The sequence below is a fragment of the Pseudoalteromonas sp. BSi20652 genome (assembly GCF_000239855.1).
In the GTDB taxonomy this organism is placed as follows: Bacteria; Pseudomonadota; Gammaproteobacteria; order Enterobacterales; family Alteromonadaceae; genus Pseudoalteromonas.
Genome location: NZ_BADT01000216.1, coordinates 1 through 14093 on the forward strand (window position 1 = coordinate 1; position 14093 = coordinate 14093).

General features: G+C 35.2%; 7 protein-coding genes and 5 pseudogenes. 6 read left to right on the forward strand and 6 right to left on the reverse strand.

Annotation, left to right across the window (positions count from 1 at the left end; genetic code table 11):
- Positions 1-216: 216 nt before the first annotated feature.
- Positions 217-1113, forward strand: a complete 897-nt coding sequence (locus P20652_RS02035) for an SMP-30/gluconolactonase/LRE family protein (protein ID WP_008172132.1) — start codon at positions 217-219, stop codon at positions 1111-1113.
- 4 nt (positions 1114-1117) lie between these two features.
- On the opposite strand, the gene P20652_RS02030 is transcribed toward P20652_RS02035, so the two are convergent.
- The 4 genes from P20652_RS02030 to P20652_RS21545 all read right to left on the reverse strand — a co-directional run bounded on the left by P20652_RS02030 (position 1118) and on the right by P20652_RS21545 (position 4477).
- Positions 1118-1573 (reverse strand): NfeD family protein, encoded by a 456-nt coding sequence (locus P20652_RS02030; protein WP_008172133.1) that lies wholly within the window; start codon positions 1571-1573, stop codon positions 1118-1120.
- 21 nt (positions 1574-1594) lie between these two features.
- Positions 1595-2548, reverse strand: a complete 954-nt coding sequence (locus P20652_RS02025) for a slipin family protein (protein ID WP_008172134.1) — start codon at positions 2546-2548, stop codon at positions 1595-1597.
- Between the two features lie 487 nt (positions 2549-3035).
- The gene (locus P20652_RS21540; protein WP_008172135.1) at positions 3036-3491 is read right to left on the reverse strand and encodes a diguanylate cyclase; all 456 of its coding nucleotides are present in this window, start codon (positions 3489-3491) and stop codon (positions 3036-3038) included.
- 83 nt (positions 3492-3574) lie between these two features.
- Positions 3575-4477, reverse strand: a complete 903-nt coding sequence (locus P20652_RS21545) for a hypothetical protein (RefSeq protein ID WP_008172136.1) — start codon at positions 4475-4477, stop codon at positions 3575-3577.
- A 225-nt stretch (positions 4478-4702) separates the two neighbouring features.
- Between P20652_RS21545 and P20652_RS02020 the strand changes: the two genes are divergently transcribed.
- Positions 4703-5596 (forward strand): cation diffusion facilitator family transporter, encoded by an 894-nt coding sequence (locus tag P20652_RS02020; RefSeq protein WP_008172137.1) that lies wholly within the window; start codon positions 4703-4705, stop codon positions 5594-5596.
- A gap of 52 nt (positions 5597-5648) precedes the next feature.
- Here the strand turns inward: P20652_RS02020 and P20652_RS19120 are convergent.
- Positions 5649-10107: pseudogene (locus tag P20652_RS19120) on the reverse strand (EAL domain-containing protein).
- Positions 10108-10312: 205 nt separating this feature from the next.
- Between P20652_RS19120 and P20652_RS02015 the strand changes: the two are divergent.
- The 3 genes and pseudogenes from P20652_RS02015 (at position 10313) to P20652_RS02005 (ending at position 12983) form a co-directional block, all read left to right on the forward strand.
- Positions 10313-10863: pseudogene (locus P20652_RS02015) on the forward strand (hydrolase).
- Between the two features lie 146 nt (positions 10864-11009).
- Positions 11010-12475, forward strand: a pseudogene (locus P20652_RS02010) (methyl-accepting chemotaxis protein).
- Positions 12459-12983 carry a DUF6436 domain-containing protein gene (locus P20652_RS02005; protein ID WP_008172143.1) on the forward strand — a complete coding sequence of 175 codons (525 nt, stop codon included), beginning with the start codon at positions 12459-12461 and terminating at the stop codon, positions 12981-12983. The pseudogene P20652_RS02010 and the gene P20652_RS02005 overlap by 17 nt, the downstream one beginning before the upstream one ends.
- 221 nt (positions 12984-13204) lie before the next feature.
- On the opposite strand, the pseudogene P20652_RS21195 reads toward P20652_RS02005, so the two are convergent.
- Positions 13205-13273 (reverse strand): annotated as a pseudogene (locus P20652_RS21195) (hypothetical protein); the annotation flags it as partial.
- A gap of 619 nt (positions 13274-13892) precedes the next feature.
- Here P20652_RS21195 and P20652_RS20000 point away from each other — a divergent pair.
- A pseudogene (locus P20652_RS20000) lies at positions 13893-14088 on the forward strand ((2Fe-2S)-binding protein).
- Positions 14089-14093: the final 5 nt, after the last annotated feature.

Consider the following 14093-nt stretch of genomic DNA (forward strand, 5'->3'; position numbering starts at 1 on the left):
CTTTAAGTAAGCGCTGCTAGTTTTTTTTGTCAATTGTCTTTTTGGGAGGATGATCATAACAAAGTCAGAGAGTAAGTAGGTTCCAATCCTCCTTATGTTTGTAAAGCTAATTAACTACTAATAGTGACTTACTTATGTTGCTTATAATATCGCGACTGTTGGTGTTTTCTGATAAAATTTAACTCTATAAATTTTTGTTAATACAGCAGAACTATTATGTTTGATTTTAAAGTAACTGTATTTAATAACACGCAAAATCAACTGGGAGAAAGCCCTCTTTGGCATCCTTTGCTTGATACATTATTCTGGGTCGATATTGATAAAAAAATACTCTACAGCAGAAAAGAAGATAGCATTTTAAAAAATGATTTAAATGACACTTCAATTGTTAAACAGGTAACCATGGATGATACAGTGACCGCTTTAGCTTGGCTAAATGCAGATTACTTAATACTTGGCACTAATACAGGTATTTATCGTCATCATATAAACAATGAAACGCAAGAGCTAATAGTTGCAATTGAAAAAGATGAATCAAATACGCGTTCTAATGATGGGCGTGCAGATCCTTGGGGGGGATTTTGGCTAAGCACTATGCATGTTGATGCTAAAAAAGGGCAAGGCAAAATTTATCGTTATTACAAACATAAACTAAAATGTATCGTCAACAACTTAACTATTCCTAATGGTTTATGTTTTGATAAAGCGCGTTTGCGCGGTTATTACTGCGATTCATTTGCAAGCTGTATTTATATGATTGATTTAGATGAAGATACAGGAGCCCCTTGTTCTGAACCGCGTGTTTTTTATCAATTTAGTAACGCAAATGTTGATCCTGATGGTTGCGTGACTGATACGTTAGGTAACTTGTGGGTGGCCGTGTGGGGCATGGGGTGTGTTATGTGCTTATCCTCAAAAGGTAAGCTAATTACAACGATAAAGCTTTGTGCAATAAAACCTACATGCACTGCCTTTGGTGGTAAAAATGCAGAGTTATTACTGGTAACGTCGGCTTTTGATGATGCGATTAATAATCGAGTGTCCACGCAGGGTGTTGTGTTTCAAATATCAGGCATAAAAAACGGGCAGTTTGAGCCACCCGTTATACTTTAATTTATTAAGCTTTAGGTGTAACCCACATAACACCAACTTCTTTTTTGGTTACTATAACCTCAATACCGGCGCTGATTGGTTGCTCACTTTTGAGCCTCCAACTAATCCCTGAGTATTGATGCGAGGTTAAACCTTGCTTTGTTACATCGCTGGTAAGTATAAAAGTAAGGTCAGCAAAATCACTGTTAACTTGCTTTTCATCTACGCGATTTTGAATTTTTTTCAATGGTTTCCAAAGTGCAACGGCTAAACCTGCTGTTACAACTGCGTTACTCCAAAGCGCTGTGGTTAATGAATCGGGTAAAATACCCAGACTCATTAATAATCCCGTAAGGAATAGCGACAATCCAAAAAATAATAGAATGAATGTAGAAAGGCCAAGTACTGCCACTTCTATTATTAAAGCAACAATACCAAGTACCATAAGTGTTTGCGGTAAATTTTGCGTAATAAAATCCATACAAACCTCTTTATTTAGTTATTAACCCTGATGCTTTTTGTTTAAGCTATTAATAATTGCCATACCTTGAGCAACCATCGAGCTTGCATCTGTCGCGTTATCTGGTAATAAAACAATTGATGACTCACGTGCAATAGCTTCTTTAGCAGCAATTGCTTTAGTTGCTAAGTCTAACTGAATTGCTTTTTGACCTTGTTCTGTGTCTGCTGCTTCACCTATTTTAATAAGTGCATTTGCTTGTGCTTCTGCAACAGTGGTAATAGCTGTTGCTTCACCTTCAGCGCGTAAAATTTGTTCTGCCTTATCGGCTTCTGCAGCAAGTACTTGTGCTTGTTTTTTACCTTCGGCAACGTTGATATTAGCTTGGCGGTCACCTTCTGATTCTAAAATTTGAGCACGCTTAACACGTTCAGCTTTCATTTGTGCTTCCATCGCCTCCATAATAGAGTTAGGTGGCACAATATCTTTAATTTCGTAGCGTAGTACTTGGATACCCCAAGGCTCAGATGCCTGGTTTATAGCTGCAACAATGTTGGTGTTAAGTAAATCACGCTCTTCAAATGTTTTATCAAGCTCCATTTTACCTAATTCTGAACGCATTGTTGTTTGCGAAAGTTGTACAACTGCAAACGTATAGTCATCAACACCATACGTTGCTTTGTATGGGTCTAGTACCCTAAAATACAGTACGCCATCAACTATAAGTGAGATATTATCTTTAGTGATAGCTGACTGCGATGGTACATCTTGAGCTTGCTCTTTTAAGCTACGATCAGCCGAGATTCTATCAATAAATGGAATAATAAAATTAAGACCAGCTTCTTTGGTTGATTGATATTTACCAAAACGCTCGATTAACCAGGCGCGGTTTTGCGGCACAAATTTAACGCTACTTTTCAAAAGTACGATTACAAAAACAAGTAAAAAAGCCTCAACAGTAAAAACTATATCGAGGATTTGTGTGACTGGATCCATTTAAACATTCCTTATAATAATTAAAACGCTGAGTGATTGTATTGTGTATTATTTCAGCGTGTATAGATTATCACTACAGCAAGCTTTTAACCACTAAAACAGCTATTGTTGTATTTTAATATACCTAGGGCGTGTTGATCTTTGTGGATTGAAATTTGTTCAATCCAAGGAAAATTTAATCGCAGCGCGAGGTTTGTAATTTAGTGGGCAGTCGATGACTGCTCCTGCGTTATTCTATTGGCTTACATCCATGTAAGAATAAGTAAAAGACAAGCAAAGCTTCCGCGTCCTGCTTACGGCCCTTACCTACATCCATGTAGGAAACAAAGAGTTAATCGTCCCTAGAAAGAACCCTTTGGGCAGCGCATGTTTGGCATTTATGCTGCGTTATCGCCTATTTATGGTGAATAACCACACTGCATAGGCTCTGCCTTGCCTAATAAATAAACATGCTGCTGCAAATATAACCACCAAAGAACAACACGCTCTAGTGTGAAGGGAATTCAGATATTTTATTTCGACCTGTTCTTTTTGCATTATATAGTGCTTTATCAGCTTTATTGATAAGATCTTCTGGTTTTGTTTTAGTATTAGGTATGATGCTGTGAAAGCCAACACTAAGCGTGAGTTTTTCAGAAACACTAGAGTGTTTATGCTCAATAGCTAACTCAGCTATTTTTTCCTGAATTAAATTAGTAAAAATAAAACAATGCTCTGCATCAGTTGCCGAAAGTATTATTGCGAACTCTTCACCACCGTAGCGAGCAGTTAAATCACCTGTGCGCTTACATAATTTGTGAAGTGACTTGGCTACTGAAATAAGCACTTCGTCACCTTTTTGATGTCCGTAGTTATCGTTATAACGTTTAAAAAAATCAATATCACACATTATTAAACTAATGGGTTCTTTATTACGCGCACAGCGCTTAATTTCACATTTCAAAGCTTGATCAAAACAACGACGGTTAGCAATGCCCGTTAACCCGTCTGTATTAACTAATTCGCTTAATTTTTGGTTTGCGGTAATCAGTTGTTGCTGAGTAAGTTCCAGCTTTTTTTATAATTTATGTTTTTGAATGCGTTAGTTAGTATTTCACCTACTAATTTTAGCCGAATTAAATCAACATCTGTCCATTCGCGTTGCTCTGCAACACAGTCACAGCCAATAAAGCCAACAAGCTCCTTTTCGTAACTTAAACCAATACACAAGACAGATTTTATATTTTGTAGTTCAAATTCATCTTTTTCAGCTTGGGCTGAGACAGGTAAGGTTGCTACATCATTTACTTTGAACAGATAAGTGTCGTTCATTAATTTAAAAAAGTAGGGCAATTCGTTTTTAGGTACATCTTGTAGTGTTTCTTTAAAAGGGACAATGCCTTTGTTTACCCATTCATGCGTATTGCTCATTTTGGTATTGTTATCATGAAATGTAAATAGATAGCTGCGATCTGCATGGCAGACAGTTCCAATTGCCTTTAAGGCATAGTTTATGTGGCTATCAATATCGTCGTTTTGAATATCAATTAAATCTGCTGATATATTTGATATTACAACATCAAAGTTACCATTTTCATCGTTACCATATTTTTCTATTTCAAATGTGATCATTGAAACAGTATCGGTAATATAAGCAAACTTAATGCTTAATAAGAAGGCAGTTTGGTCAATTTCAAGCACAACGCTGTTTTGTACATTGGGGAGGAGGTAATCATCAAATAAATTTTGCAGGTATAACGGCTTTTTGCTCAAAGGGCTAATGAGTGTTATGTGCTTAAAGTGATTTTCATCCAAGCATGTTTCTTTTTTTAAATTAAACAGTGTTTGTGCTTGTTTATTAGCTTTATAAATGTGTGTTTTTGAATCATGGACTAAAACAGCAAAAGGGAGGTATTTTAATGTGCTCCAAGTTTCTTTTATTGAGTTCACTGTTGATCACTACCCTTTGTTGTTAATTATTTGAACCTTTTTGAAATCCGATTCTTTTTTATTTTTATATTATAAGTTTTAGTACAATTTTATTGATATTACTAACTTTTTAGTGCGTTTGCATTAACGACGTATTATAATTGATACTGTATATCATTACTCTTTTCTACTCTAAGTCTTTGCTGGCTTATTTGCATTTTTAGTTATAGGTTATTCAAGCATTTCATGACAGAGATCACTACACACCAAGCTTCTCGCCGTCGGTTACTTATCGCGTTGGCAATAACATGCTCATTTATGGTTATTCAAGTTATTGGAGCGTATTACGCTAATTCGCTTGCTGTACTTGCTGATGCGGGGCATTTATTTGTTCATAATAGTTCACTTTTTATTGCATTAATAGCCTCTAGTTTAGCGATTCACTTAGCTAAAACATACAATGATGGTCACCAACGAGCAGAGCTACTCGGGGGGCTAGTTAATGGCTTTTTATATTTAGCAATCAGCTTAGTTATTCTGTATGAAGGCGGTGAGCGTTTTATGCATCAGCATGAAGGAAACGAACTCGCCATTAATAGTTACTTAATGTCTGTTATTGCGGCAATTGGCTTTTTATTTCATGGCGCAGCTGCATGGGTTTTATACAAAGGGCGTAAAGCAAGCATTAATGTATATGCAGTGTTCTTGCATTCGTTTTTTGATTTAATTTCGACGGTTTCTACTTTTATCGCAGGTGTGCTTATTTACTTTACTGGTTGGACAGTAATTGATATTTTATCAAGTATGTTGATTGCTTTGTTTGTTTTGTTTACGGGTATTAAAGTTATTATTAGTTGCGTAAAAGGGCTGCGTTTAAATAAAGCAAAGTTGCCAAAGGCATCAGATATCGAAGATGAAATTACTAATATAGAACATGTTCACAATGTACATAATGTGACCGTTACCCGAAAATATAAAGGTATTGTTGTTGGTGCTCATGTTGTGCTTAAACAGCACTGTACCATGGAAAAGCATGATGAAGCATGTCGTTTGAAGGTAGAGCAATTACTCTGTGAAAAGTTTAAAGTTAAAAGTAGTGTCCTACAAATAGAAAGCCACGAATGCCATCATATCCACTGAAATAGATGAGCACGAAAGCGTAAAAAAATAGTTTTTACGCTTTGCTTTTGACCTAAACTAAATTAATTATATTACCAAAACAATTATCCTCACACAGTGCTTTAGCTGTCATTGGTTTTGCAAAGTAATAACCTTGCAATACATGGCAGCCTGCGCTAGCTAAAAACATCATCTGCTCACGAGTTTCTACGCCTTCGGCGATACAGTACAGCTCTAGGTTTTCTGCCAAAGAAAGGATCGTCTTTATAATTGATTCATCCCCCTTGTCAACGCCAATACTATTAACAAAGCTTTGATCAATCTTAATTACATTAATCGGGAATTGACTCAAATAAGTGAGTGAAGAATAACCTGTTCCAAAATCATCAAGTAATAATTTAAAGCCAGCAGCTTTTAATTTCTGCAGTTGATTAGCCGCTTTGTGTTTATCTTCAAGTAAAATACTTTCAGTTATTTCAAGTCTGAGTTGTTTTGGTGAGATCTGTGCCTGGGCTAATATAAGTTGTAATCGCTCAGTGATATTTTCTTTTAAAATATGTTTAGGTGATAAATTTAAGGAAATATAAAATAATTTATTCTGGTTAAGTAATTTTTTCAGCTCAACCAGTGCACGGCGTAATGCTTGCTCGGTAAGTTGTGTTACTAACCCTGTTTCCTCTGCTATGGGAATAAATAGAGCGGGTGAAACTAGCTGCCCGTTATTTTCCCAACGCATCAGCAATTCTACACCATTAATTGTTTTTGCTTCTATGTCAATAATAGGCTGATAATGATTAAAAAATAGATTGTCTCTTGCTGCATCTTTCAAATCATTTTCAAGGAGTAGTTTTTGTTTAATTTGTTCATTCATTTTATCGCTGAAAAACTCAAAGTCATTTCTTCCGCCTTGCTTAGCTTGCATCATAGCAACATCGGCATTTCTGATGAGTATGTCTGGTGTTACAGCATCAAAGGGGTAAAGAGCAACACCAATACTTGCAGAGATATTAATAGCAAAGTCTTCAATAATTACTCTATTAGCTAATTCTTTACTTATTTCTTTAACTACACGGCGAAGTGACTCTTGAGATTCTACATTTTGGATAAGCACTAAAAATTCATCACCACTTTGTCGACCCAGCTGAGCATTATTCCCAAGTATACTGGTTACGCGTTCGGTAACGTTACACAGTAATTTGTCACCTACGGCATGACCAAAAGAATCATTTACGGGTTTAAATTTATCTAAATCAATAAATAATAGTGCGCATTGGGTATCGTGTTCGAGGGCATTATTAATGGCTTTTTCAATATATTGATACATTAAACTTCGATTGGGTAGTTTAGTGAGTGGGTCAAAATCAGCTAAATAACGTAGTTCGTTTTCAGCTCTTTTTTTTGCTCTGTTAAGTCAGATATGACAACAACATAGTAATTAACTTCTTTGGTGTTTTTTGCAACAGCCGTAACATTTATGTGGACTGGGTGTTCGTTACTTTTAGTTGTTTTTACATATGTATCAATTTGCCAGCTTTCAGCAGGTTTTAATGCTTTTAAAATATTCGTAAACTCTTCACATTTCTTTTCACCCATCGCTTTTATAAATAACTTAGGGCTCATTTTTTCTGCAGCAGTGCCATTTGAAAAGGTGTCAATAAAACTATTATTTGCAGAGAAAGGCATTAAGTGCTCATCTAAAATAAGGAGCCAATCATTTATTTGACTGAACGCTTCACCTAAAATTTTTGCTTGTTGTTCATTGGCGCGTTGTTCAGTAATATTTGTATATATACCAGAAACATATAGAGGCTCATTTGTTTGAGGGTGATATATGATTTGGCCAGCGTCTTGGTACCAGAGCCAGCGTCCGTCTTTGTGCTTGAGGCGAAATGTAGCTTGCCAATTTTTATTTTTGTTATTGATGCCAATATAGGTATGCCATTTACTTTCAAAACGGCGTATATCATCAGGATGTATAAGAGACAAAAATTTATCGATATGAATACGCTCTTCTAAATCCTCATAACCTAATTCTGTTCCACGAAGTGTGTTTACAGAATTGTTTTTAAATTGGTAGTCCCACACACCGCTTTTATTGTTTTTGAGTGCAAGCTCTGTTTGTTTTTGGGAATGAATAGTGGCTCTGTGTGCTTTTTCAATCGTTAACTGGCGGCGTCGGTATTGCCAAAAAAGTAAAATAATAAACCTAATGCTAAAATGAGATAGCCAGCAATTGCATATGGAGAACTCCAAGGAGCATAAGCAACATTTATTTTAATGGTTATGGGATCGCTCGTAATAAATCGCTCTCTAGTCTGTGCCGATATTGTTAGGGAATAATTACCGGGCAGAAGTTTAGTAAAAAATACTTGATTGGATTGTAAATCTTCATAGGTAAGGGAGGTTGGTCCATCGAGAATTACTTTGTAGTACGTTTTATCAACATTAGAATAAGAGAAATCAGAAAAGTTAATCGTTAAGCCCATGTCCTCATAACCTAATTCAAGTGGCTTATTAATGTATTGTTGGGGGTAGTAGTTTAATTTTCTAGTGAGTAGGTTTATATCAGTAATAGCCAAGCTACGTTGTTGCAATAAGTCTTGTTTAGTAAAGTCAGAGGGTTTAAAAATTAAAGCACCTGCTTTACTGCCAAAAATAAACTGGCCATCGTTCAACATTGTTGCTGCGATAGCTGTAAATTGGTTTATGTTTAGGCCATCTTTGACAGAATAACTGTTTACATAAAGTGTATCTAAATTTAATTGGTATAACCCGTTGTTGGTACTAACCCATAAAAAATCATCGTTATCAGGAAGCAGCGAGTATATTGAATCTGTCTTAAATGAATTAAATAGACCTATGTGATGTTTTTTTTCATAACTCAGAGGGTCTACACCAATTAACCCCTCTTGCGTAGTAGCCAACCATAATATATTTCGTTTTGAATCTAAATGGTAATTCTCTACTGTATAATAAATCTCTTCCTTAGGTTTTAAAGATTGGAATATGGTTGTTAATTTTTGCGTTTTTACATTATATCGAGAGAAACTTTTTGATGTGCCAATAAGAAGATCTTCAGGGTGATTTTTTAGCGGGTTGTAAAAAGTATAAGCATAAATTGGATTTAACTGATCTTTAAGTCCTTCTACAATTTCTGTAATACCGGTTTTTTCGTCAAATACATAAAAGTTTTCATCAGATATAAATGCATATTTACTTGGTGCTATTTGTGCAAAACCAAATAAATTAGGTAAGCTGAGCACATTGTCTTTTGTATCTCCGTGCTCAATAATTTCATGGGTGTGTTTATCAAAAAGCTTAAAACCATCAAAAGTGACAAGCCATAAATACTGTTCATCTCCTATGGAAGATGGAAAAATATCATAAACAGCAGCAGACCCAAACACAGCTTTAGGGTCGGTGGTATTGAGATAAACATCGCTTTTATTCGTTACTGGGTTATAACGCACAATACCGTCATCAGTACCAAACCAAATAATATTATTTTTATCTTGGTGTATTTTATTAAATGTATTATTGCCAGGTAAAAAGATATGTTTGAATCGGCGAGTTTTGATAGGCCAGATAAAGACCCCTTGAGTTCGTGATGCAAGCCAAAGTGCACCTGACTTATCGATAGTTAAATCACTAATAGAATTATCATTAATATTAAATTTACTTTTTTCATAATTAAGTATGAATTCTAAGTCACCACTTTCACGATGGTAGCTAAACAACCCTTTTTCAGTAGCTACAAATTCACCGTAATCAGTATTTATATAATCCCATATATTATAGTCAGGAATTAACGTTGTTATATTAGACTTGTCTATTTCTTTATTATCATCAAACGAAATTCGATACATCCCTTCAACAGTACCTACGAGTAAGCCAAGCTCTTGATCAACGTGTAAAAACTTTACGTTAATATTGTCGAACGTTATTTTTTCTGGGGGATGAATAGGTAATTTTACAAGTTTATTCGTAGCTAAATTTACACTGTACAACCCATCATATGTACCAACATACAAGGTATTGTTGTATAGAGTTAATGCTCGGATGTAATCGGCTTTATTTGGCAAACTCAGTAAAGGTAAAAAGGCTTTACTTGCTTCTTCGTATTTAAATATTTGTTCATCAATAGCTAAATAATAAATACCAGGTTGTTGAGCCAATGCTGAAATAGGTGAATAAATTTGATTTTCTTTGTTTATTTTGCCAGAGTAAAATTTTTCTGTTTTTAATGTTAGCGGGTTTATTATGTAGGCACCTGCAATATCCGTAGAGACAATTAGATTTCCATCGTTTGTTTTAAATAGCGCATGTATAAGATGTTTATCTAAGCCAAATCCACCGTCAAACGTTTTAACTTTGTACCCATCAAACCTATTTAGGCCTTGATTAGTTCCGATCCATATATACCCAATATCGTCTTCTTTCGTTTGGACAACATAGCTTTGAGAGAGGCCTTCATCGGTGGATAGGCGTTGTAATTGTTGGGCATAATTTTGTGATGCAAGTACATCCTGGATGCACAATAAAATTAAAGCAATTTGAAATAAAAATTGATTAAAACGCACTTATCATCCCCATTAAATTTATTGCTATACTTAGCTAAGTGTCAAATATAGCACAGGTTTTAACCTTTTAATTACAAATAATAAGCCTTAAGCCATAAATTATTTCCAATTCTACGCTAGTGTTATATAAACAATTCTCGTTTGAACATAAGGTGTATTGATTTTGTTTAATGTGGACGCAAAAAACAGTATTTTGTTAGTCATTGACCTACAAGAGCGTTTATCGCCTGTAATTAATGACTTCGATAAAATTATAGAAAACACATTACAACTTGCAAAAGTAACTACCATTTTAAATGTACCTGTGTTGATTACAGAGCAATACGTAAAAGGATTGGGTAAAACTCATTTTCAAATAAGAGTGGCTTTTCCTAGCTCTGTGTATTTTCATAAAACTTACTTTAGTGCGTGTGCAGAACCTGGTTTTATTGATAAGTTAAAAAGCTATGGTAAAAAGCAAATTATCGTTGTGGGCACTGAGGCACATGTTTGTGTTTTACAAACATGTTTAGACTTAATTCAAAATGGTTTTGAAGTTGTTATCGCAAATGATGGAATAGGATCGCGGAACCCGCAACATAAAAATTTGGCGATTGAGCAACTGCGCCAAGCTGGAGCAATAATATCTTGTGCAGAAATTATTATTTTTCAATGGACAAAACAAGCAGCAACACCTACTTTTAAAAAATATTGCCTATAATTAAATAGAGCATCTGTATACAATGTAAATATAATGTTTAATTGTGGTTGGCTATACAATTTATTATTGCGCTTAATGAGTGGGATTTGTTTGCATACGTAAAAAGCAGCTGATTTTTATAAACAACAATGTGAAAAACAACTTTAAGGTTCTTATGTCTAGTGTTAGTAGGTTACTTACAATTATTTTTAGTCTTTTATTTGTCGAGTCTATTTTCTTGGCTTATATTTTAACACGTTAGCGCAAGCATTTATGGTTGGTTTGCCATTGTGTTTATTGCCGATATGGCTTTTAAATACGCAAATAGAAAACCCTGTAACACCGCACGTAGTGGCCGCTGCTATAATGATGTTCTCTTTTTTGCACATACAGCAAACCTTCGGTTTAATTGAAGTGCACTTTGAAATATTTATTTTAATGCCTATGCTAATTGTATTTGTGCAGTGGCGGGTATTTATTACGGCATTATTATTTGTGGCTGTGCACCATTTTTCTTTTTACTACTTACAAACTCAAAATACAGGATTTTATGTATTTGATCCGGATAGGCTTGCTTTTACAACCGTGCTAATACATGCCGGCTATGCAATAGTAGAAGTGCTTGTTGTAGGTTACATAGCTAAAATGTTGCAAATTGAGCGACGTGCCGGTTTGTCACTGAGCTTTGCTACAGAACAAATTATGCTAGACCCAGAGCAGATTAAATTATCACTCAGAGCAGAGGACACAAAAAGTGATGCAGTGAATGGTTTTAATACTTTATTAGATTATCTATCTGACGTGATAAAACAAGTCAAAACGCAATCTGAATCACTGAAAATAAACTCTCAAGAACTAATTCAAGTACATGATCAATTAGCAGATAGTGCCCAGCAACGAACACAGCAAACAGATGACATTGCTAATTCAGGCGCTCAGGTTTCTAATGGTTTTAAATTAGTTGAGCAAGAAAGTGAAGTTTTAAAACATCAAGTTGATAATATTACACAATCAGCAAAAGGTGCATTAGGTGATGTATTACAGACAGACAGTAAGAGTAGGGAATTACTGAATCTTCTCAATCATACAGAAGAGCAAATAAATCAACTTGTTGCAGCTGGCGATGTTATTTCAAGTTTACTTAATGAAATATCGGGCATTGCTGAACAAACTAACCTTCTTGCACTTAACGCTGCTATTGAGGCTGCTAGAGCGGGCGAACATGGCAGAGGTTTCGCCGTTGTAGCAGACGAAGTGAGATCGTTGGCTAATAACAGTAAAGCAACGACTGATAAAATTGGATTAACGCTCAAAGATTTAGTTAACAACAGTAAAACATCAACTCAGTCTATGAGCCAATGTGTAAACTTTGTAGTTGATTTAGCCGAAATAAGTACCGCTATGAAAGAAAATATATCAGCGATGACTGAACAAATTGAGGCTGTATCGAGTAGTACTAACTCAGTTGCGCAAGTGGTAGCAGAGCAGGCTGGTAATACTAAATTAATAGCAAGTAGCACAGATAATATGCTTCAAAATCAATATCAAGATACACAAATAGTACATCAGCTAACTGCTAAAGTTCAGTTGATCGATGTTAGTATCGATGTACTAGAGCAAAGTGTTGCTAAGTTTAAATAAACCGAATTCTTTTATATTTTCGCTTATAGCTACATGGCTTATTTGCGTTGTTGCTGGGTTGGTTTATTTTCAATTAGAGCAGCTTAAATTGTTTGATAGCTCAAAAATTTTAATGCAAAAACATTGGTTTAGTAATTTTAAAAAGCAATTGGATTGGGTTGATACTGGTGAGCCGTCTTTAGTGCTCATAACAGAAAAAAACTGCGGGTGTACTATACAAGCTAAACCACATATTTCATCGTTAACTTCTTTTGCTACAAATAAAGGCATGAAGATTGTGCAAGTTGAATTAACACCAATCCTTAAACACGTTATTCCAGCTACTCCTGCCGCTGTTATTATTAACAAAGCAGGTGAATTTGTTTATGCAGGGCCGCTCTCCGAAGGATTAGCTTGTGCTCAGGGTAGTGGTTTTGTTGAAACTGTGGTCACTAATTTAGCCGCAGGTTTTAACTCCAACCTTTTAATTACACAAACCAAGGGATGTTACTGTGTAAATAATGCATAAATAACGCGTAGAAAAACTAAAGCTCGCACTTAAATTAACAGTTGCGAGCTTTTTAATAATAATTAAATTAAAACTAAGCCATAAAGACCTGATGACACAAACATACACGGCGCAATAGCACGCACATTGTTGTGCTGTATTCTTTCAAGCAATATATTCCCGCGTATATGACTGAAACGTTTGCTACTAGCATTGCTAAATGTAGTCCAAAATACAGGCTGTTACTGCGAACCAAGCGAGACGGTGGCTATTTGTGTTTTATTGCCAATTTCTGCAAAAAAAACAATACAAAAGCACCTAAAAAAGCCGTAGTTACCCTATTTACTCCTTTACGTTTTCGTCTGGAATTAACAGCTAAAGGCTAACGATAATAAAACTGATGTTTACAAGCCAAGGTAAATACTCAGAATAAAAGCGGTGACTAAGTCATTTACCAAAACCAGTCTGATAGACCATGATTAATTAAACTTGCAGTTAAAATACCAAGAGTAAGCACGCCTTTATTGTAAAACAGGCGGCTAGAAGAAGCGATATAGGCTGGTTTTATTCCTTATTTCGACAAGTATTACGGTGGTGGATGCTGAAAAGTTTCCATTAATTATTATAGGAGGGAGCACAAAAACAATGTAAACAACACTATCCCGCCATGAGGATATAGTGTTTACCTAAGTCTCGCGGATAACGCTTTATACAATATTACCATACACATGAGAGGCAATTATGCTGATAAGCTTACTCATTACTGAATGGTCTACTTCCTGGTACATGGTTATTATTTCATAATTTTTTTATTAAAATAATTTACTGTTTTTGACAAATTTTTGTAATTTTTAATCTCAATGTATTGATAACCATTCCTGTTTGCATTAGTATGAACATACTAAATGTAACTGAGAGTGGTTTGTATTCATGTATATTTGTCTATGTCACGGTGTGACCGATAAAAAAAATTGAGCAAACAATTGACGATGGTGCGACGACCATGCGTGAATTAACTAAAGAGCTTAAAGTAGGCAGCCAATGCGGTAAGTGTTGTGGTTGTACTAAAAAAATACTTAATCGCAAGCTTATTCAAATTGCGGATGTAACCGATCAAGTTGCTTAATTACA